General features: G+C 39.6%; 15 protein-coding genes and 2 tRNA genes. 9 read left to right on the forward strand and 8 right to left on the reverse strand.

All coding sequences use genetic code 11. The annotated features are described in order from the left end of the window. Nucleotides 1–8: 8 nt before the first annotated feature. Nucleotides 9–1,082, reverse strand: a complete 1,074-nt coding sequence (locus ACZOVS_RS03375) for an N-acetylmuramoyl-L-alanine amidase (protein WP_483995817.1) — start codon at nt 1,080–1,082, stop codon at nt 9–11. Between the two features lie 47 nt (nt 1,083–1,129). On the opposite strand from ACZOVS_RS03375, the gene ACZOVS_RS03380 reads away from it, so the two are divergent. The 7 genes from ACZOVS_RS03380 to ACZOVS_RS03410 all read left to right on the forward strand — a co-directional run bounded on the left by ACZOVS_RS03380 (nt 1,130) and on the right by ACZOVS_RS03410 (nt 10,754). Continuing rightward, nucleotides 1,130–3,928, forward strand: a complete 2,799-nt coding sequence (locus ACZOVS_RS03380) for a putative LPS assembly protein LptD (RefSeq protein WP_483995818.1) — start codon at nt 1,130–1,132, stop codon at nt 3,926–3,928. Between the two features lie 101 nt (nt 3,929–4,029). After that, nucleotides 4,030–5,238: a murein transglycosylase domain-containing protein gene (locus ACZOVS_RS03385; RefSeq protein WP_483995819.1), complete on the forward strand. Its 1,209-nt coding sequence runs from the start codon at nt 4,030–4,032 to the stop codon at nt 5,236–5,238. Between the two features lie 63 nt (nt 5,239–5,301). Next, nucleotides 5,302–5,679 carry a RidA family protein gene (locus tag ACZOVS_RS03390; protein WP_483995820.1) on the forward strand — a complete coding sequence of 126 codons (378 nt, stop codon included), beginning with the start codon at nt 5,302–5,304 and terminating at the stop codon, nt 5,677–5,679. Nucleotides 5,680–5,688: 9 nt separating this feature from the next. Next, nucleotides 5,689–6,132, forward strand: coding sequence for an NUDIX domain-containing protein (locus ACZOVS_RS03395; RefSeq protein WP_483995821.1), 444 nt, complete (start codon nt 5,689–5,691; stop codon nt 6,130–6,132). After that, a complete protein-coding gene (locus tag ACZOVS_RS03400; protein ID WP_483995822.1) occupies nt 6,129–6,518 on the forward strand; it encodes a hypothetical protein in 390 nt (129 codons plus the stop codon). The genes ACZOVS_RS03395 and ACZOVS_RS03400 overlap by 4 nt, the downstream gene beginning before the upstream one ends. An 8-nt stretch (nt 6,519–6,526) precedes the next feature. Continuing rightward, complete coding sequence (locus ACZOVS_RS03405) at nt 6,527–9,769, forward strand: hypothetical protein (protein WP_483995823.1); 3,243 nt, start codon at nt 6,527–6,529, stop codon at nt 9,767–9,769. A 7-nt stretch (nt 9,770–9,776) separates the two neighbouring features. Further along, nucleotides 9,777–10,754 (forward strand): DoxX family protein, encoded by a 978-nt coding sequence (locus tag ACZOVS_RS03410; protein WP_483995824.1) that lies wholly within the window; start codon nt 9,777–9,779, stop codon nt 10,752–10,754. Between the two features lie 325 nt (nt 10,755–11,079). Here ACZOVS_RS03410 and ACZOVS_RS03415 read toward each other — a convergent pair. From ACZOVS_RS03415 to ACZOVS_RS03435, 5 genes are all read right to left on the reverse strand, one after another. Continuing rightward, nucleotides 11,080–11,152 (reverse strand) — tRNA-Ala (locus ACZOVS_RS03415). Between the two features lie 253 nt (nt 11,153–11,405). Continuing rightward, nucleotides 11,406–13,775 (reverse strand): ABC transporter permease, encoded by a 2,370-nt coding sequence (locus tag ACZOVS_RS03420; RefSeq protein ID WP_483995825.1) that lies wholly within the window; start codon nt 13,773–13,775, stop codon nt 11,406–11,408. A gap of 17 nt (nt 13,776–13,792) precedes the next feature. Continuing rightward, complete coding sequence (locus ACZOVS_RS03425; protein WP_483995826.1) at nt 13,793–14,473, reverse strand: ABC transporter ATP-binding protein; 681 nt, start codon at nt 14,471–14,473, stop codon at nt 13,793–13,795. Nucleotides 14,474–14,703: 230 nt separating this feature from the next. After that, a tRNA-Ala gene (locus ACZOVS_RS03430) sits at nt 14,704–14,776 on the reverse strand. 193 nt (nt 14,777–14,969) lie between these two features. Beyond that, nucleotides 14,970–16,535: an OstA-like protein gene (locus ACZOVS_RS03435; RefSeq protein ID WP_483995827.1), complete on the reverse strand. Its 1,566-nt coding sequence runs from the start codon at nt 16,533–16,535 to the stop codon at nt 14,970–14,972. Between the two features lie 160 nt (nt 16,536–16,695). On the opposite strand from ACZOVS_RS03435, the gene gatE reads away from it, so the two are divergent. Together gatE and gatD are read left to right on the forward strand one after the other, a co-directional pair. Further along, nucleotides 16,696–18,651, forward strand: a complete 1,956-nt coding sequence (gene gatE, locus ACZOVS_RS03440) for a Glu-tRNA(Gln) amidotransferase subunit GatE (protein WP_483995828.1) — start codon at nt 16,696–16,698, stop codon at nt 18,649–18,651. An 18-nt stretch (nt 18,652–18,669) separates the two neighbouring features. After that, entirely contained in the window at nt 18,670–20,055 is a 1,386-nt protein-coding gene (gene gatD, locus ACZOVS_RS03445; RefSeq protein ID WP_483995829.1) for a Glu-tRNA(Gln) amidotransferase subunit GatD, read from the forward strand. Nucleotides 20,056–20,416: 361 nt separating this feature from the next. Here the strand turns inward: gatD and ACZOVS_RS03450 are convergent, their stop codons facing one another. Both ACZOVS_RS03450 and ACZOVS_RS03455 read right to left on the reverse strand, forming a co-directional pair. Continuing rightward, nucleotides 20,417–21,256, reverse strand: a complete 840-nt coding sequence (locus ACZOVS_RS03450) for a formylglycine-generating enzyme family protein (RefSeq protein WP_483995830.1) — start codon at nt 21,254–21,256, stop codon at nt 20,417–20,419. Between the two features lie 15 nt (nt 21,257–21,271). Continuing rightward, nucleotides 21,272–22,123 carry a porin family protein gene (locus tag ACZOVS_RS03455; RefSeq protein WP_483995831.1) on the reverse strand — a complete coding sequence of 284 codons (852 nt, stop codon included), beginning with the start codon at nt 22,121–22,123 and terminating at the stop codon, nt 21,272–21,274. Nucleotides 22,124–22,171: the final 48 nt, after the last annotated feature.

Here is a 22,171-nt window from a genome sequence, read left to right on the forward strand (position 1 = left end):
TAGTCTGTTCAATTTATTCTTTCTCCGTTTACGAATTTCACCACAAAAGCATCCTTATAACCTTTTGCTCGAACTGTTTTACAATATCTGTCAGCCTCCGACTTGGTACTGAACTGTCCGGCTGTATATCTGTAACTTCCCTTATAGTAATAACACGACACATTGTCAAGACCCTTATAGCAAGACTTCATATTGCTTACTTCTTCAGGCTTGCTGTCGAACTGTACTTTATACACAATGACATCATCTTTTCCATTGGCATCAGATACTGCCATTGTTTTTCTCCAATTCTCATCGGATTCTTTTTTATAATCCCTGAAGGCGCGAAAAAGAGCGGAAGCTATATAATCCTGACCCAGTTCCGACAACAGGAATTTCTCCTCATTGACATTGGACAAGAATCCAATTTCCACCAAGATGGAAGGCATGGCAGTACGGTACAACACGAGGAAGCCCGCCTGTTGCACGCCTCTATTCTTACGCCCCACTCTATTGACAAGTTGATTTTGGACACGTTCGGCAAGGTCTAAAGATTTCTGTTTATATTCACTCTGTATGAAACTGAAGGCTATGTAAGCCTCAGTACTGTTAGGGTCGAAGCCGCCATAATTGACATCGGCATCCTCTTCATACAGAATAGCGGCATTTTCCAATTTAGCGACCTCGAGATTAGCTTCATTTCTATGCTCACCCATCACAAAAGTCTCTACACCGTTGGCGGAAGTAGCCTTAGGAGCCGAGTTGCAATGTATGGAGATGAATACGTCAGCAGCCTCGTCATTAGCTATCTTGGCACGCTGATTCAATGAAACAAACACATCTTTGCTCCGAGTATAAACCACTTCCACGTCGGGACAATATTTTTCTATATAATTACCAGTCTTTAAAGCCACCTTGAGAGTAATATCCTTTTCCCGCGACTTCTTGCCGAGAGCACCCGGGTCCTTGCCGCCATGACCGGCATCGATAACGACTTTTTTTATCACTCCCTCCTGCGCCGGGAGATCAAAAACAGCCATAAACACAGCCATCACAACAAGAAAAATAAATTTCAACCGTTTTTTAGTCATTTGATAAAGCATAAAATGTATCTTTGCATCAAATTTCATCTTACAAAAATAAATAAAAATTGTCAAAACTCAGAACATATCCATTTTTTTTGTTGTTATTCCTGATTATTTCAATAATAATACATGGATGTAGGACGACAAAACCTATATTTTCTGAAGAAGACAAAGAAATTTCCGACAGCCTTGCAGTTAAAGACGAAGATAACAAGGACAGTCTTAATACACTGTACATCACACCTTTATACGAAGACACCCTCAAAGCCGGAGACAGCATAGCCCCGACATATCTTATAACAAGTAACGACAGTCTCTCAAAAAGAGACAGCATAGTCAACATAGGACAAGGCGTGATCAACGACAGTGTCAATGGCGTCACTCCGGTAAAAAAAGACTCCATATCAACAACCAAAAAGTCCGTCATCGACAGTGAAATAGAACGTTCATGCAACGATTCCACAATACAGGACTTCAAATCCAACAAAATTTTTTACTACGGAGATGCCAAGGTAAAATACGAAGATATCACCATAGAGGCAGATTATATAGAATTCGACTTTGACAAACATACAATATTCGCCTCAGGCTTGCCCGACTCTTCCGGCATAATAACAGGCAAACCTGTCTTCACGGAGGGAAATCAGAAATATCTTTCCGACGAAATGACTTTCAACTTCGACACCAAGAAAGGCATCATCAACAAGGTATTTACAGAAGATGCCCAAGGTTATATTCATGGTACCAAGGTCAAAAAGATGGATGACAACAGCATCAACATCAGATCCGGTTCATTCACCACCTGCAGCAATCAGGAACATCCACATTTCGAGTTCCGTTTTCAGAAAGCGAGAGTGATTCCCAATGACAAGATCGTCACCGGACCTGCATATTTCGTCTTGGAAGAGACGCCCATACCTGTGGGAGTGCCTTTCAGCCTTATCCCCAACAGCAAAGGACAACGTTCCGGCATAATATTCCCCTCTTTCGGAGAGTCTGCCAACCGCGGATTCTACTTCGAAAACGGAGGCTACTATTGGGGCATAAACGAACACATGGATTTAGAACTCGTAGGTGACATCTACACAAGAGGCAGCTGGGCAATAAAACCCACCTTTCGCTATGTGAAACGTTATGCCTACAACGGCTCATTTTCCGGCAGTTATGCTGTCAACAAAGTAGGCACAGAAGGCTCTGCCGACTTTACAGTAAGCAAAGACTTCAAGATAAGATGGATACACACTCAAGACCCTAAAGCGCGTCCCAAGTCATCTTTCTCCGCCAACGTGTATATCGTCAGCTCCAATTACAACCAGTATAACGCCATCTCGTCAAATGAATATCTCAGCAATACTTTTCAGTCGAGTATAGCATACCAGACGAGTTTTGCCGATTTGTTCTATCTCACCGTCAACGGCAGCCATAGCCAAAACACACTTAACAACACCATGACGATAACACTGCCGGAAGTGACACTGTCGATGAATAGAGTATATCCTTTTAAAAATCTTGGCAAACCCGGCAAGAAACACTGGTATCAGGATATCAATCTCAGTTATACTTTCAACGCGCAAAATTATATCACAGGAATAGACAGCATGATTTTCAAAAGCAACTGGGTCAACAATCTGCAAAACGGAATACAACACAGGATACCCATAAATATCCCTCTTAAAGTAATGAAACACTTCACTCTGACGACATCTTTCAATGCCGTGGACCGTATGTATTTCAATTATTTCGAGAGAGAATGGGTCAACGACTCATTGGGAGGTCATGTAGAAACCGACACTATACATTCTTTCCGCAATGTATTCTCTTTCGACATGTCAACATCTTTAACCACAAAGATTTACGGTATGGTGACATTCAAGAAAGGACCATTACGTGCCATCCGTCATGTCTTCACTCCTCAAATAGGATTTTCATACAACCCGGACTTCAGCTCGGATTTCTGGAATTATTACGACACCTACATAGATGGTAACGGAGTGGAACAACTGTACAGCCTGTTCCAAGGCAATGTTTACGGGACGCCACCTTCCGCACAATCCGGGAGACTGACTTACAGCTTTGGAAACAATTTGGAAATAAAAGTACCATCTAAAAAAGATACTGTGACGGGATTGAAGAAAGTGGTTTTGATAGATAATCTTTCATTATCAGGAAGTTATGACTTAGCAAAAGACTCTGTCAACTGGTCATATCTCTCCATAAGCGGAAGAACCACATTATTTAAAAAATTGTCAGTACAATATTCCTGCATATTAGACCCTTATGCTGTCGATTCACTCGGTCGTCAGACCAATAAATTTGAATGGGACGTAAATAAACGTCTATTCAGAAAAAACAGCTCATCATGGAATCTCAGTGTCAGCTATACACTGAACAATGATACTTTCAAGAAGAAAAAAAACAATGAAAAGAGAACAGATACCATACCCGACTCGCCTTTTGCCTCCGAACAGGAAATGAAAGACATAAGAGAGAATCCTGATTCGTATATAGACTGGAAAACAGCATGGTCTCTGTCACTGTCATATAATCTGAGACTAAGCAACAGTTTGTCGTATATCAACTTCATACTCAACGACAACAGAAGTTTAGTACAGACCTTGGGTGTCAGGGGGGATGTAAAACTGTCACCTAACTGGAAAGTGTCGGTACAGACAGGCTGGGACTTCGAGGCCAAGAAATTGTCTTACACTTCTCTGACAGTTTACAGAGACTTGCATTGTTGGGAAATGAGATTCAACTGGATACCTATGGGGACATACAAGAGTTGGAACTTCGCCATCAACGTCAAGGCATCGGCGCTTCAAGACCTGAAACTCACCAAGAAAAAAGACTATAGAGACAACTGATGACTCCTGTTTTAACTGTTCGATTATAATATTTTTGTGTTTTTCTTAATAATTGAAAAAATATTTATATCTTTACACCGAAAATAAATAAAACTTCTGATATGAAGAGATTGTTGACATTATTATTATTGATAACAGGGTTATCATGTTTTGCTCAAGTTGAAAGCGATTTCGAAAAATTCAAAAGAGAGCAACAGGAACAATTAAAGGCAATGAAAGATTCTCAGAATGACGAAATAAAGGCAATGATAAAAGAATATGACGATTACGTCAAGGCTGAAAAAGAAGCATACAATGCTTTCGTCAAGAAGATGAGTGCATTATGGGGAGAAGATAATGTCACTGAGAGCACTCAGACCAACTGGGTAGAGTATTATGACGACGGCAAGACACGTAGTGACGTTGACTTTGAGAACGGAGAAGCCACAATAGAGATAATACTCGACGAAGATACTTCACAGGAGAGCAAAGAGGAAGAACAGAACATCATAGAAAACAAGATAGAGAACAGCGTCAAGAGACTTCTCATCACTAAAGGCAAGACCAAGGACTATGACACTCCCATGGAGAAAGCCGTACCTTTGCAGTCAGAGGCGGTTTTGGAAAATCAGGTGCAGACTCCTTCAGGCAAGATGGTGACAGAAGAGACTGTTGAAGAAGATGCAAAAGAGATAGCCGCCGCCATGGTGCCGGAAGTAAAGACCATTAAAGGTTCCGACGGGAAGGAACGTAAAGTGGTGACAGTGAAGTTGGACCTTGTTCCCGACCACTTGAGGACTCGCGCCGAACAATACAAAAATGAGGTGGAAAAGTATTGTAACATGTATGACCTCGAACCGGCTTTGGTATATGCCGTGATACAGACAGAATCGGCATTTAATCCAAAAGCCAAATCTCATGTGCCTGCATACGGACTCATGCAGATAGTGCCTAACTCGGCTGGCAAAGATTGTGCCCAAAGTCTCAAGAAACCTTTCGACAAACCTACGGCAAACTATCTCTATGAACCGAATAACAACATAGAAATGGGTGTACATTATCTGTATCTGCTGAGAAAACGTTATTTCAACAAGGTGACTGATACAGACAAAAGCGTGTTGTGTATGATAGCTTCATACAATACAGGAGCCGGCAACCTCGCTCGTGCTTTGAGAGGCGATACCAACATCAGCAAGGCAATACCCAAAATAAACGAGATGTCATATAAGGAACTGTTTTCCTATCTCGAAAAACACCTTCTTCCGGAAACACAAAACTATATCAGACGCGTGTCCTCGAGAATGGATGATTTTAACAAATGGATAAAATAAACGTTAATACTTTTCAGTTTAATAAACTTATTTAAAAATCAACTTAATTAAAAAATCAAAACTATGAAAAAAGTTATTGCGACCAATAACGCTCCGGGAGCCATAGGACCTTACAGTCAGGCCATAGTAGCCAACGGTATGTTGTTTATCTCCGGCCAAATTCCGATTAACCCTGCAACAGGAAATATCGTTGAAGGAGGTATCAACGAACAGACAGAACAGGTAATGAAAAACTTGCAGGCCATTCTGGCAGAAGCAGGATGTACTTTCGCCAACGTGGTAAAATCCACATGTCTGCTCAGCGACATGGCCAACTTCGGTGCCATGAATGCCATTTATGGCAAATACTTCACCGAGAATCCTCCGGCGCGTGCCGCTTTTGCAGCAAAAACTCTCCCGAAGGACGTCATGGTAGAGATTGAGATGATAGCAGTTCTTTAATACATTATCATGCCGTACACTTATCAATATCCACGCCCGTGCGTGACTGTTGACATCGTAGTATTCAGAGCCACAGATAAGGGGTATTGTATTCTGTTGATAAAACGCAAGAACGAGCCTTTCAAAGATGCCTGGGCTCTTCCCGGCGGTTTTATCGAGATGCAAGAGACATTGGAAGAGTCGGCAGCAAGAGAATTGCGCGAAGAGACAGGTCTTACCGGTGTCGAGTTACATCAACTCGGCACCTTCGGAGACCCCGACAGAGACCCAAGAGGTCGTACAATAACAGTGGCATACTATGCCTTGGATAACTCCAACACCGAAGTCAAAGGTGAAGATGATGCCGCAGATGCTCAATGGTTTCCATTGTCATCTCTGCCTTCACCACTCGCTTTCGACCATGATATTATCATTAACACAGCTATCAACACATTAAGTTATTTAAAAAAATGAGACATTTTAAAGTATTATTATTAAGCATAATTTCCATCGTTTTGATGGCTTCATGTAGCAATAACGACAACTCCGCCGCACAACCCGATTATGGAAAACTTATCATCGGCAAATGGAGAACCGCTGACAGCACATACTTCGAGAGATATTACTCGGACGGCACCGGCAAACAATGGGATCTCAAAGACGACGTACAAGAAGATGAAGCAGTACCTTTCAGATGGGAAATGGATACGGAAGAACCTACACGTTTCATGCAATGGATACAGACAAGCGTGGGAATAGAAGTACCTCAGGCTTGCATAATATTGGAACTTACAGACAATACATTCAAATATAACAACGAAGGATTTAGAGCAGAATATTCCCTGATAAGGGCAGAATAACTTAGGCTATGAAAAAAGCACTGAAAATCACTTGGATAAGTCTTGCATCATTGTTAGGAGTAGTTATCTTGACAGTGATAATAGCATTGTGGATTTTATTAAGTCCGAAACGTGTCACTGCCATAGTGAATGAACAAGCTCCCAAATTCATAACCTGTGATTTCAACATCGATAAAGTCGATGTCACTTTGTTTAAAACCTTTCCTGACTTGGGATTGGAACTATGCAAAGTGGTGCTGATTTCTCCTGTTCAGGGCAGCCCTTCGGATACTCTTGCCTTTATAGATAATTGTGTGGTTTCTGTCAACATCGTCAAGTTTTTATTCGACAAAGAGATAATAATAAATGAGTTCTATTTGGAAAATGGTGACATCAATGTGTTTTACGATGCTGAAGGGAATACCAACATTGACATCATGACAGAAAAAGAGCCTGAAAAAGAAAACAAGAACGAAACCGAAAACACTTTCCCATACAACATCATAGATCTCAATAAAATAGAAGTCAAGAACATTAACATTAAATATACCGATACGCCCAACAGCATAATGGCTGATATCAAAGCACTCGCCATGTTGATAAAAGGCAACCTTTCCAATGATATTGTCAACGCCGACTTCAACATCAGGGCACAGGACATCAGTTATGACGGCAACGCGGATTCTCTTGCCATGAATGTGAAGCTCGACAGCGTCAAAATGAAAGGCATAGGCAGAATGTATGGCGAAGACCTCAGCGCCGACATGACTTTAGGCAGCAACAAAATATCATACAACGACAGTGACAACAATAATATCTCTCTTAACAACATAAACCTGAGATATAACGGCAAGGTGGAATCTCTCAACATAATACAGGGCATTATGGATATGAATTTCACAGACTTGTCGATGACAATAGCAGATGAATGTTTTGTTAATGACATAGATATAGAAATGACTCTGCCTTTAGCCTTAAACCTCAGTGCAACGGATGCTACTTTTGACGATTCAAAAATCAAAATCAATGATATTGAGATAGATTTTAAAGGCGACGCTTCGATGAAAGGTGAAGACATTGCCATGAATCTCGATGTCAACACCAACACGATAGACATAGAAAAGACCGCAGCCTTGCTACCAGCCTTTATAATAGAGGATGTGATGGGCAACATGAATGTAAAAGGCTCTGCCAAAATAGACGCTCATATTGAAGGGACATATAACAACTCTCAAATGCCTGTCGTCACGGCCTCAGTGACATATAATGACGGTAATGTGTTAATGCCCGATATGCTTCCCTTCCCATTATCCGATATCAACACGGCATTAACAATGAATTTAGACCTCAACAACAGGTCTGACGTCACCATAGACAATCTGAAAGTCTCGATGAACAACACTTCATTGACACTTTCAGGCAACATCAAAGATGTCATGAATAAGATGTCATGCGATGTCACAATGGACATAGATACATATTTTGATGATTTGCGGTCTTTCATTCCGGAGGACATTAATGCTGAAGGACGGTTAAAGGCACATATCAACGCTAAAGGCTATATGGATGACTTCACCAACATGAACCTGATGAAGACTTCTGTCAATGGCGACTTTGAATTGACAGACCTCGACCTGCTGTGTTTCGATACCATTGCAGCCCAATCGTCGATAATAAGAGGCGACATAACACTTCCGAATCCCAATAGCACTATGGTACCCAACAGTTTGGCTAAGATAAATATCATAGGTAACAATATGAATGCCGATATAACTAATATGTTGACAGCTCGGTTGGAGAACTTCAACTTCGACATACATACCTCCGACATCCTCAATGATGATATAAAACCTGCCATATTCGTTGATTTCGGCTTTGGAGCCATCGACTTCACCATGGATGACATGGTATTCAACGCCGACAATGCATCAGGCAGCGGTGCGATGTTGCCTTCAACAAATACAGACAACCAGTATTATATTGCTGTATTCTCGAGTGACAGCCTTTTGTTCACCATGGGTGAAGATATGCATTTCGAAACAGAACATATAAGTCTCGATGCTACTGCTGACTATAACAAAGACGAGAAAGAACTGCTCTTGCAATGGAATCCGGAAGTCAACGTGGACCTCAGCAATGCGTTGCTCGATATGAGCAGTATGCAAGAAACCGTATTTCTCCCTGAAATAAACTTTGAATATTCCGGCAACAAGTTAAATATCAACAACAGTAACGTACTTCTCGGAAATTCCGATTTCGAACTTAAGGGTGTCATTACCAATATCAACAAATTCCTAAAAAAAGAAGGCTTGTTGAAAGGCGACCTCACCTTTACATCTTCATATACCGACGTCAACGAGATTATGGATATTTTCAACGGCATGGGAGCAAACGATACTATAGTTAAAGACACCCCCGTTGAAACTAACGAATCCGTTGAAACCGCAGAAGAAGACGATCCATTCATGGTGCCTCTCGGCGTGGATATCACACTGAACACCAAGATAGAGTCAGCAAAAGCCGGCAATATGGACCTTGCAAACGTAGGCGGAATGCTCACAGTGAAGGACGGCACGCTGATACTTCAGGAAATGGGATTCACGAGCAATGCTGCCAGAATGTTGCTGACCGCCATGTACAAATCACCACGCAAGAATCATCTGTACGTAGGTCTTGACTTCCATCTCCTTGACATTGACATAGCCGAGATGATACGTATCATACCGGATTTGGATACCATTGTGCCTATGCTTAAATCATTTTCCGGCAAGGCAGAATTCCATCTTGCTGCTGAGACCAATTTGAAATCCAACTACGAGCCTAAAATCTCCACCCTCAGAGGCGCTACGTCAATAAAAGGCAAAGACCTCGTTGTCCTCGACAGTGAGACATTCAAGATGATTTCAAAATATCTTCTCATGGGTAAAGATGCCAAGAATCAGATAGACAGTCTCTCAGTGGAAATAGGTGTCTTTAAAAATGAAGTCGATGTCTATCCATTCTTAATAGCAATGGACGATTATCAGGTTGCCATATCGGGACGTCATTTCCTCGACATGACATTCGACTATAACCTGTCTGTCATAAGACCGCCCATCATCAACCGTTTGGGACTCGACATAAACGGCAGTATAGACAATCTGCAGTATCATCTGATAAAGAGCAAACATGTAAATCTCTTCAAACCCGACAAAAGGGATCATATACAAGAACAGATATTGCGTGTTAAAGCTGCTATTGCCAAGTCGCTGGAAGACAACATCAAGGAATGACATATAAATGTCAAAGAAAGGCTTACAAAATATTATTACCGTTCTAAGAATACTGCCTGGCATCATGTTTGTATGCTCGGCAGTGTTGAAACTTATATCTTTAGACAGCTTTGAGATATACCTTTACAGTTTCGGACTATTCGACTTCGTTATCACTGCACTGCTGGCACGTCTTCTTATAGCGGCGGAATTTGTCATAGGCTGTTTTCTGATATTGAAACTGCATTACAGATTCGCCTGGACTGCGACATTATTAGTATTATGTGCTTTCACCATATTTCTTGTTTATGTAATGATGTTCAGAGAAGACGATAACTGTTACTGCTTCGGTGACATAATAAAACTGAAACCGGAAGAGTCAATATTAAAAAATATAATCACCATCTTCCTGCTCATCATCACAAGAAAAGAAAAGAGTCATGAATACAGACACAAAATTCTGATTACAAGTGCCATAACAATATTATCAATAGCAATACCTTTTTTCATCATGCCGGCAGATGCACTGTATAACATGATTTATTCAAGAGAAAGAAAACTCAACAACGAAGTTTTCATAAAGACATTTCTTGAAAATGAGAAAAAAGAACTTATCACCATCGTTTCCACAGAACAAGACTTGCCGGATATAGTAATAGACAGCACTTCATTATACATACAAGGAAAGAAAATGATGATATTCATCACTCCCGGCTGCAAATTTTGCATGACAGGTATGAGAAAAATCAATATAATGGCTGAAAACCTGAATATCAATAAAAATGACATTAAAATAATAACATTCGGTCATGAAAAATCCATAGCCGGATTTATAAAAGAGACAGGCAGCGACAGTTATGAATATTGGAGAATAACGCCTCCAGAAGCCATAGATATCTGTTTAGGACGTTTCCCGACTTTTGTATTCATGAAAAACGACAGCATTACCGGTGTTTACGACTATCGGCAAATCGATGATAAAACCATGACAAAACATTTGAAATAACTCACCGCAAAATTCTGAATGTTTTTCATTTCTGTTCAAGGGAATTATTGTATTTTACAAATAATCACATATAAGTTTGTTATCTTTAGTGTCATGCAACACTTTTTATATTATATGACAATAAAAACTGTTTTTATAAAAAGAAGATTATGTTAAGAGTAATAAAAATAGTCTGCTTTTTATCATTTTTTGTTTAATTTCACACAAAAATCCCGTATTATTTAAAACATTCTAAATCATTATCAATCAGATAGATATAAACATTTTCCATCAGACATCAATGTTATAATATAAAAAAATCCCGCTCTTGAAGCAGGACTTTCAGTGGAGCATAGGAGAATCGAACTCCTGACCTTTTGAATGCCATTCAAACGCTCTACCAACTGAGCTAATACCCCTTTCGATGGTGCAAAATTACGTAATTTTTTGTTTTGTCAATATAAAAAGTCAAAAAGAATAAACTTATTCCACAGGACAACTGGCTTTTGTTAAATTAAAATCATTAAAATCCTATTTGCCCATAAATCACTTCTGTTGACAACAAAAGTGAAAATGCCGAGAGTTTCTCATAATACATATACTTTCAATTTTCAAAACAAAAAAATGAACCACAGCATCATACTGCGGTTCATCATGTTATCGTGATATGAATTATTCTGTTTTAATATATTTCACAGGATTCTCTCTTGTTGCCTTCAAAATCTGGAAAAGAACCGATAAAACTGCAATTACAAAAGTAAATATAATGGCGACTACAAATATCCATGGTGTCCACGAGATTCTGTATGAATAATTTTCAAGCCAGCCATTCATTATATACCATGACAAAGGAATCGCTATTATTGCAGAAACCACTATTGGAGCACAGAAATTTTTCAAGGTCAACCATGTAACCTCTTTCGTAGTGCTTCCCATGATTTTGCGTAAAGCTATCTCTTTTCTTTTCTGATAGAAATAAAACACCGACATACCGACAAGACCGAGCATGGAAATGATTATTGCAATAAAAGTAAACAATTCTACAATTTTAAGAGTATTTCTCATATCCTCATATTCCATGGAAATAAGCTCTTCCACACTTAAAACCATTCCGGAAACAGACCCGGCATCAGCATAACCTTCTACCTCAGCTATCACATTACATATTTCCCTATAGGCATCGTAAGAACCGTCAGTCTTGACTATATAAGAACTTAAATTTTCCCTGTCTTCAATGGTGATAATTAAAGGCGAAGGATTGTTCAGAATACTGTTAAAATGGAAATCAGCCACTATCCCTGCTAAATCAAAATGTTTGTCTCCTACCACAAATGACATATTGTTTTCATCAAGCCCTAATGAATGCAATCCTGTCTCATTGACATAAATAGCACCTTTCTTACATCCTTCATCTTTAATAAATTCAATACCATAAATTTCCATTGCCTCACTGTCAAGTTCCGTTAATAAAAAAACCTGTTTCTTTCCATTTTCATCCGTAAATGAATTATATGACCTGTTGTATCCGGCAAAAGAAGAACCGCTGAAAGCTCCAATTTTATCCACACATGTCAACTTGGCAAGTTCTTGACCTAAAACATCATAATTCTCAGGATAATAGATATAATATATATTTTTGGTTTCAAATCCCAAAGGAGCATTTGTAAGATGTCTTATCTGCAATATCATCACCAAAGAAGCTACAACCAAAACTATAGTTATGACATTTTGCACAATGATAAAGATGCGGCTCAACACCATCTTGGAATGATAACGAAACGCGCCTTTGATGACATTGATAGGTTTGTATCTCATCATCTGTATGCTTGGAATAATGCCGGAAATAACACCTGTCAATATTATGAATGCAAGACAAATAGAAACCGTGCCTACAGTAATGTCATTTTTCAATATTATCCTTCCCTTGAAGAGTGTGGCAAACTCATTTTGGAAGTTATATGCAAAGAAGAAAGCGATAAGAAAAGATACTGTGACAAGAAATATCGACTCAACTATCAAAGTAATGAAAATATTGCCCACACTGCTTCCGAGCAATCTTCTGGTTGCCATCTCTTTGGAGCGAAAACCTGTATTGGCGACAGTAAGATTGATATAATTCATAACAGCAAACAGCAACAATGCAATGACAGCAGACAGCAATATGGTCAACAATCCTTTGTTGCCTTTTTCCAATCCGTATCCATCGTTTTGAGGTGCAAACATGATTTCTCCTAATGGAGTAACAGTGATTTTTTCCTGTTTTCCATAATTATACATATCTATATTGTCAACATAGTATTGTGTGACGGCATCCAAATTCGACAACATGTCTGCATCCGGTCTCAACATCATAAAAGATTTATAATAACCTGTAGAACCATAAGCGTAAAGATGTTTGTTCAAGGTATATCCAAGCGTTTGAGGATGTCTGTCCATATTCACTATTATTTTCGTTTCATTAGGCAGCACAGTTTTGTCAAAATCCTTTATAACAGCGGATACGGTATATAATACTGTAGTGTCATACGAATCTTGTCCTCCCACAATGACATCTCTTGCACCAATAATAGTAAGAGATTTTCCTATAGGATATTCATCATTAAACAACTGTTGTGCCATAGACTCAGTAATGACACATTTATCCGGAGAATCCATGGCAGTCGCTTTGTCACCTATGACAAACTTAAAATCAAAAAAGTCGAAGAATGTCGAATCGGCAAGCAGGATAAAAGGCTCATCATCGGACTCGTAATAATGAAGGTCGCTTTTTACCTTACCATGGTGTGACATTACGCCGCACATTTTTTCTATCTCCGGGAACGACTCCGCCAAACCACTGGTGATCTCAGGCCATGAATAAAATGATGAATGAGTACCGAGGAGAAATATACGGTCTTTATTTTTGTTCCATGAATCGGTACTGTTTTGACGCCAGGCATAATCGGCAATAAGAATGACAAACATCAACGAAACGGCAAAACCCAACACATTGACCAAGGTGTACAGTTTGTTGCGATATAAAAATCTAAGATACGACAGCATATTAGAACATTTAAATATTAAAACTCATTATTATCTTCATCAACTATCTTTCCATCAAACAGATTTATTATCCTGTTTGCATAAGCGGCATCTTTACGTGAGTGAGTCACCATTACAATGGTAGAACCTTCCTCGTTAAGGGACTTCAAAAGATTCATGACATCGGTACCGTTTTTAGAGTCGAGATTTCCGGTAGGCTCGTCGGCAAGTATAAGTTTTGGACGGGACACCATTGCTCGCGCTATAGCAACTCTTTGCTGTTGTCCTCCAGACAATTGCTGCGGGAAATGATCCTGACGGTGAGTGATGGACACCTTTTTCATAATGGCATACACACGCTCCATTCTTTCTTCCTTGCCAAGTCCAAGATATTTCAACGGGAGTTCTATATTTTCATAAACAGTAAGTTCATCAATAAGATTAAAGCTTTGAAACACAAAACCTATATTGCCTTTTCTGAGAACAGTCCTGTCTTTCTCTTTCAACTCGGCAACCTCTTTGCCCATAAAAACATAACTGCCGCTTGTAGGATTGTCAAGCAAGCCAAGAATATTGAGCAAGGTGGATTTACCGCAGCCCGAAGGTCCCATAATAGCGACAAACTCTCCCTCTTTAATCTCAAAAGATACATTATCCAAAGCTGTAGTAATGATATCTTCAGTTCTAAATTCCTTAACCAAATTCTCTACTTTTATCATTTTATTCAATATTTTAAGTTTAAAATCAAAAAAATGTAAACAAACCGCGTGCCATATTTATAAAATATTGTTTATCAATTACTTACAAATATAGGTCGATTTATAACTGTCCAATTTCTGGACAATTGTATCAAATTTTTGGACAATTCGGAGAAAGAAATATTATATGTTTACATTTTAAAGATGAAAAACAGGATAAAAAAAGTCCTGCTTCTTAGCAGGACTTTCAGTGGAGCATAGGAGAATCGAACTCCTGACCTTTTGAATGCCATTCAAACGCTCTACCAACTGAGCTAATACCCCTTTCGATGGTGCAAAATTACGTATTTTTTTGTTTTGTCAAAATAAAAAGTCAAAAAAAGTAACTTTTTTGTATATTTATGATTATCATTATAATAAAAAAATAATTTAAAAACATGAAAAAACTTGCCAGTCGGATGATGACAAAAATCAGATTATGAAAGGTTAATAAATTAATGAAGTATGAAATTGTATATTATCTTCTCCTTCTTTTCTTAGGGTTGTCATCCGTATTATCTGAAGGTATGACAGGTTTTCTGAAGATATCAGTTTTATCTTTGGGACGAAGTTCATCTTGCCAGAGGAAACCTTTCAGCAAGTCTTTACCTTCCGGAAGTTTCTCCTCAGGATACAATATCTCGTCTGTTTTTTGGAAATATTTTATTCTTTGTATCTGATTTTTAACGACTGTGATAATCATGGATACTGACTGTGAAGAATTGATGCCGATAAGGCTACCGTCATCTTCACGGAGCCAATATATCGTTTCGGCATTACCGTCGTTAAATATTCTGTCCAACTCATCATTTTCAAAATAAGCCACAATAAGTTTACCTTTTATCTGGTTAAATCCTTTAATGCTGTCCTGTTGAATTATAAAGGCATTGGGAGTCATCAGCACGCTGTCTATGGCATTATTCTTAACAACGATGTTTATAGAATCGCCTGTCATCTGGCTGTCACGAGACCACAACACAGGATCACGACGCAAACGAGCGGAAGAATCCGCCACCAAATAATCGAGAGAGTCACATTTTCCCTGAATATCGGCACGATAAAAACGCACGTTATAAAAAGACTTGACTCTCAGCAAGTCATTTGTCAGAGTGTCGAAATAGAAATACAGCGAGTCGGAGTGCATAAAAAGGGTGTCTATGTCAGCATAATAGAATGTTTCAAGGCTGTCAGTTACAAAGCCATAGCCTTTCTTACTCCACAATTCAGCATACTCACCGTTGACGACAGCCTTGTTGAGAGTATCGTGCATGACTACATCACTCATCGCCTTGGCAAAGCCTACAGAACGTGAGTAATACATAGAATCGGAACTTATCGATTGTTCTTTATTCATCAGCACAGCCTTTTTGTCGAGGAAAGCAATATCAGCATTGGCATCATACCATCCGTAATTGCCTTTCAGAATATTGTCTTCATTGATGATGGTAGTAGGACCGAAAAAATGCATTGTCTCTATCTTGGTATCGTATGTCAATGTGTCGCTAAGCATCTTGTAATCAGGCATAGTCACTACAACATCTTTTCTAAAGTAGAATACTTTGATATCGTCGCGGTAGTAACCTTTCTCACTCACTAGTTGTTTTTCGTTGCGTGTTATTATGCCATGATGCGGATATGAAGCGAGATGACCTATACGGTCATAAGTAAGATAATCGGTTCTAAGGACGGTGGAATCGTCGCGCATGACTACGTCGTCGAACACCTCGGCAAAGCGTGTCTCTCCGTTATATTTAAGACGTCTGCCATAAATGTCGATACTGTCGTTAACCTCCACATGTACATTGCCGAACCCTTCGAACCATCTTGTCTTGTCATTAAGATATGCGCTGTCGCTATAAAAATAAGAAGAATCCTGACGAAGTACCACATTGCCTATAAGACGCTGAATGTCTTTGCCGAGACGGTCATCATAATCGGCTCTATCGGCATGGACGATATGTATTACCGTTTTGTTTTTCTGTGCCTTAATGCTGCCGGCAAAAAGAAAGACGAGAAAAACAACAAGACAAAGCCGTATTTTCATCATTTACCAATTTTATGCAAAAGTACAAAATCCATGTGAAATACGACAAAAAAAGATTCATTTATACAGCGATTAAAAAAACGTTAAAAAAATGTATGAATCTAAAAAAATTATCAGTAATTTAGCGGATTCTTAAAAAGCACAAACTTCTTTAAAAAATATGAGTACACATTTCGACCCTCGGGCAAATTACGAAAACACTAAAAATCAGGCAGGTTATGTAGATCGCAAAAAAGCCACACAAGCCGACTACGACCGCATAGGTTTTATGTCGGGACTTGAAGTTCATCAGCAAATAAAGACTGAAAAGAAGCTTTTCTGCCATTGTCCTGCCGGCAAATTCAACAAATTCGACAACTATCATGCAGAGTTGATACGTCACATGCGTCCCACATTGAGCGAGTTGGGAGAATATGACGGCACCGCATTGATGGAATTCAAGACTCGCAAGGAAATTGTTTACCGTATCAACAATGCCACAGCATGTACGTACGACATAGACGACACTCCTCCGTTCCCCATCAACAGAGAAGCCTTGGAAAAAGCCATCAAGATAGCTTTGCGTTCCAACTTAAACATTGTAGGTGAGGTGCATATCACCCGTAAACAATATTTGGACGGAAGTATCCCTACCGGTTTTCAACGTACCGCCATCATAGGAGTAGAAGGTCTATTGAAAATGCCAAAGAAAGACATACGTCTGATACAGTTGAGTATAGAAGAGGACGCTTGTCGGGAGATCTCCGATATAGGACATCGTAGAGTATATCAGACCGACCGTTTAGGTGTGCCGCTTATAGAGACTGTGACATATCCCGACTGTACCAATCCCGATGAGTTGCGCGATGCTGCATCATTCATTCGTTTTTTAGGAAGAAGTACCGGTTTGGTAAGGACAGGCATGGGAGCCGGCAGAGAAGATGTCAATGTCAGCTGTACCGGAGGCACACGCATAGAGATAAAAGGCGTCTCCCATATAAAATGGATTCCGGAACTGTCGCATAACGAGGCTTTCAGACAATGGTCTCTGCTGCTGCTGCGCGACAGGCTCAACAGCATAGCGGATAAAGACAACTGGCACATAGTGGCTGCCGATGTCCATGATGACGATTTCAGCTTTAAATTCGAGCCTATAGTAGAATCTCAGAAGGCAGGTGGTGCCTTGAAAATCATCAAACTGCCCAAATTCCGGGCTGCACTGTCACATTTTACGCAGCCTGGCAAGATATTTGCCGATGAGATAGCAGACAGACTTAAGGTAATAGCCTGCTTGGAACGTCCCAACATGCTGCATGACGAGATGCTTGAACCAGTGTTAAGCAAAAACATGTGGAAAGAACTCGGAGAGGTGGTACAAGCCGGTGATGAAGACGCATTGATATTGTTATGGGGACCGCGAGACGACATGAAGACAGCTCTCGAAGTGATAGAGGAACGCTGTCTCATGGCCTTTGATGGCATACCCAAGGAGACACGCAAGTCGTTTGAAAACGGGACTACCATTTTCGAGCGTGTGCTGCCCGGAGCCGACCGTATGTATCCAGATACAGACTCGGCACCTATACCGCTCGACCTCGACTGGGTGGAAAGCCTTAAAAAAGACCTTCCTACAGAAATAATAGACCAATATTATAAACTTAAAGAGTGGGACGTGCCGGAAGACTGCTTTACATACATACTGTCGAGAAACTATTTCCCTGTCATGCTAAAAATCAACGAAGAACTCGGCGTGAACGGCAAACTGCTAGGCACTTTCTTCGGTCACAGAATAAAATATATAATGGGACAACATCCTAAAGCACAGCTCACGGACGAACAGATATACAACATGTTCGCTTATCTCAAAGAGAATAATCTAAACTACCGTCTTGCATGGAAAATGTTGCCATTCATGGCATTACATCCCAAGACAAGACCTGCCAAAGTGATAGAAGCCATACATTTCCGCAAAGTATCTGAATCGGAAATAACGAAGAAAATAAGTCGCATCAAAGAAGACTTCGTACCGGTCAAGAAGAAAAACCAAGAGGAGAACCTCCGAAACTGGATTATGGGTCAGATACATGACGAGGCTGTCGGCAATGTCGATTTAGCAGAAATTTCAAAGACTATATAACTTTTAACACTTAAAGAAATGGCTGAAGATTTTTTTCAAGGATATAAAGGAGTGGCATTAGAGACACTCAAGAAGTTCAACTGTCGTGTATGGGGTCAGGCAGAATGCAAGACCACACAAGGCGTTTTCAAAGGTACCGTTTTGCCACGTGCCTGCAACGACGACGACAAACACATAGTGATGAAAGTCTCTACAGGATATAACATTGGCGTTGACGTCGATACCATATTGTCAATGAAGGAAACGGATTACAAGAAAGCCAATTATCATATACCGGAGAAGGAGTTTCCTTATACCGAAGGACTGCCTCATGTAAAACTGCTCGGCACGGGAGGCACCATAGCATCACGTTTAGACTATCGCACAGGAGCTGTCATACCGGCATTCTCTCCAGGCGAGCTATATGGCGCAGTGCCGGAGTTGGCAAGCATCTGTAACCTCGACACTGAGAAAGTCTTTGCAGTATTCTCCGAGAATATGGGCCCCAAACAGTATATAGCATTGGCAAAAAAGATAGGCGAAGAGATAGAAAACGGCATAGACGGCATAGTGATAGGGCACGGCACCGATACTTTGCATCATACGGCTTCTGCTCTATCGTTCATGTGCCAGAATCTGCCGGTGCCTGTAGTATTAGTCGGCTCACAACGTTCCTCCGACCGTCCAAGTTCCGACGCGGCACTTAACTTGATGCATGCCATGACAGCAGCCGGCACGGGCGACATAGCGGAAGTGATGGTATGTATGTTCGGACCTACTTCAGATGAATACGGATTCTTGCACAGAGGCACTCGCGTGCGCAAGATGCACTCGAGCTACCGCTCTACCTTCCGTACCATAGGCGACACTCCTGTGGCAACGGTGACAAGAGCCGGAGTGAAACCTATAAAAGAAGACTACAAACACCGCAGACAAGACCGTAATGTCAAGATAATACCCACATTCTCAGACAAAGTGACTATGTTGTATTATTATCCCGGCATGCACCCCGACATGCTCGACAGCATCATAGACAACGGATATAAAGGAGTGGTATGGGTAGGAACAGGATTAGGACATATCAACAAGGAGATGTACCCTGCCGTGGAAAGAGCTCAACGTGAAGGGATACACCAATATATGACATTGCAGACTCTGTGGGGCTATTGCGGCATGTTTGTATATGACACGGGAAGAGACATGATGGCACGCGGCATCATACCGGCAGGCAACATGCTTCCTGAGGTAGCTTGGGTGAAATTGTCATGGGCTTTGGGACAGACTGAAAACCCGGAAGAGGTGAAACGACTGATGCTGACACCTATCAATGACGAGATAACGGAAAGAGAACCTTATAATGGCTATATGGTTTACCAAGGCGGAGTACCGGAAACCGATGACTTTATAAAGAGATTCCATAAATAATATAACGTTTTTATATTATTTCAATATGAACACGTAGAGGCTGTCTAACAATAAAAAGGTCAGGCAGCCTTTGTTGTTGTGAATAGAAATTTATTTATACATGAAAAATAGATGGTAATGTTGATACTGTCCCAAAAAGTATGTAAAATTCAAAGTTTAATATTTTTGTAGTAGTTAAATTTTAAAAAAACAAAACATAAATTTTACACAGGAGCAAAGATGCTGTCCCAAAAGGAATAATATATTATTCATCCAAAAATATAGTCTTTTTTCTCAGGATTTGTAGAGACGCCATGATATGACGTCTCTACAGGAAAAATATTCTATTGTATTTTTCAATTCGAAACCATAATGGATTCCTTTATGGGACAAGGACAAGGCGAAAACCGAGAATATCGTCTTTATAGTCCGGAGGGAAACTGCTTCTATCAGATACACGGCAATATTTAGCAAAATTACCCCAACTACCACCACGATAGACACGATAAGAGCCGGTGGCAGGTCCTTGCGGATCTGTCTGTTCTCCACTGCTATAATTTCCATACCAATCACTGCACCACTCATATACATTACCACTCATATCATAAATTCCCAACTCATTAGCTTTCTTTTTTCCGACAACATGAGTCTCCAAAAGACTGTTTTCTCCAAACCATGCCACTTCGCTTATATCATTACTACCGCTGTACTTATATACATTGCTTCTGTTTCCACCTCTCGCAGCATACTCCCATTCTGCCTCGGTCGGTAAACGATAAGTCTTGCCGGTAACTTTATTCACTCTCTCAATAAACTCCTGACATTCTATCCACGACACACATTCTACAGGTCTATTAGCTCCATAAAACCTACTTGGATTATTTCCCATAACTGCTTCCCACAACTCTTGCGTAACCTCATACTTACCTATGTAAAAATCACTTAATGTTATACTCTGTACCGGATATTCATCTTCCATAGCATCTTCAACCTGTTCCTCAGTCGCACCCATTCTAAACATTCCGCCCTCCACAAATACCATATCGATAGTCTCTAACAAGGCAGTATCTATATTTAATATCGTATCAATATTTACTACATCATCTGATGAATTTTTCAAAATAAAACCGGAATAATCATTTTCCTTACACATATAGAGCATCATTGGCAATACAATCAATCCTGCCAATACAATAACTTTATTAATATTTTTTATTTTCATATACTTTATATTTTATCAAAATAATTTATAACCAACTGTCAGAGATATAACATTCTGTTTCAATTCACTTAATCCGACAAAATCATTTCCATCATAATAACCCAAATCATCAATAATATCAAAATTTCCTTTCAATGATGTCAATCCCCAATTATAATTTATATCCAATACTATCCTATTCCAATCTGCTCCTATATTAAATGCTATTCCAACTCCACTTTTGAGATTTGGTTTATGAGAAACATCATCAGTTTTTACTTTCTGACTAATTAAAAACTGACAAACAGGACCGGCCGCAAATCTCATCTTAATTGTCTTTCCTTTTGTCTGATAGCCACATAACAATGGTATAGACAAATAAGAACGAGTCAACTTGCCTTCTCCTCCCAAATCCTCTATAATAAAATTAAAAACCGAATTATGATACAACACCTCCGGTTGCAAAATGAAATTCTTTATTGCAAAACGAGTAAAAACTCCAAATGTAATGCCTGGTTTCCATTCTATATTTACCAATTTATCCACCAAAGAATTCATCTGCACTCCAATCAAAGGTCCGCAAGTAAAATCAAATTTACTTCTTTCTTTAGTATTAAGGAAAAGTTGGTTTTCTAATTCACCATCATACATATATGAAACATCATCCTTCACAGTCTGTTCTCTCATTTCAGACTCATAAGCCAGCATGTCTTCTTTCACATTAAAAACATCTTCATTTTCTGGATAACAGACATCTCCGTTATAATACTGCATTGCGTTTATCCTTGCTGTTGAAGCATTATCATAAGATTCCAATGACAATATTTTTTGAGAGTATGATAGCAAGGTAACAAAAAACAATAATAAGGTTGTCAAAAGTTTTTTCATGATTTATTATATATTTTTGCAAAAATAGAAAATAATTTAAAATTTACA

The sequence above is a fragment of the Candidatus Limimorpha avicola genome (genome assembly GCF_056978975.1).

Excerpts from the sequence above, each read along its gene's own strand:
- ACZOVS_RS03400 (WP_483995822.1), top strand. The coding sequence starts at position 6,129 with ATGAGACATTTTAAAGTATTATTATTAAGCATAATTTCCATCGTTTTG.
- gatD (WP_483995829.1), top strand. The coding sequence starts at position 18,670 with ATGGCTGAAGATTTTTTTCAAGGATATAAAGGAGTGGCATTAGAGACA.
- ACZOVS_RS03425 (WP_483995826.1), bottom strand. The coding sequence starts at position 14,473 with ATGATAAAAGTAGAGAATTTGGTTAAGGAATTTAGAACTGAAGATATC.
- ACZOVS_RS03375 (WP_483995817.1), bottom strand. The coding sequence starts at position 1,082 with ATGCTTTATCAAATGACTAAAAAACGGTTGAAATTTATTTTTCTTGTT.
- ACZOVS_RS03435 (WP_483995827.1), bottom strand. The coding sequence starts at position 16,535 with ATGAAAATACGGCTTTGTCTTGTTGTTTTTCTCGTCTTTCTTTTTGCC.
- ACZOVS_RS03390 (WP_483995820.1), top strand. The coding sequence starts at position 5,302 with ATGAAAAAAGTTATTGCGACCAATAACGCTCCGGGAGCCATAGGACCT.
- gatE (WP_483995828.1), top strand. The coding sequence starts at position 16,696 with ATGAGTACACATTTCGACCCTCGGGCAAATTACGAAAACACTAAAAAT.
- ACZOVS_RS03405 (WP_483995823.1), top strand. The coding sequence starts at position 6,527 with ATGAAAAAAGCACTGAAAATCACTTGGATAAGTCTTGCATCATTGTTA.
- ACZOVS_RS03420 (WP_483995825.1), bottom strand. The coding sequence starts at position 13,775 with ATGCTGTCGTATCTTAGATTTTTATATCGCAACAAACTGTACACCTTG.
- ACZOVS_RS03395 (WP_483995821.1), top strand. The coding sequence starts at position 5,689 with ATGCCGTACACTTATCAATATCCACGCCCGTGCGTGACTGTTGACATC.
- ACZOVS_RS03450 (WP_483995830.1), bottom strand. The coding sequence starts at position 21,256 with ATGAAAATAAAAAATATTAATAAAGTTATTGTATTGGCAGGATTGATT.
- ACZOVS_RS03410 (WP_483995824.1), top strand. The coding sequence starts at position 9,777 with ATGTCAAAGAAAGGCTTACAAAATATTATTACCGTTCTAAGAATACTG.
- ACZOVS_RS03455 (WP_483995831.1), bottom strand. The coding sequence starts at position 22,123 with ATGAAAAAACTTTTGACAACCTTATTATTGTTTTTTGTTACCTTGCTA.
- ACZOVS_RS03385 (WP_483995819.1), top strand. The coding sequence starts at position 4,030 with ATGAAGAGATTGTTGACATTATTATTATTGATAACAGGGTTATCATGT.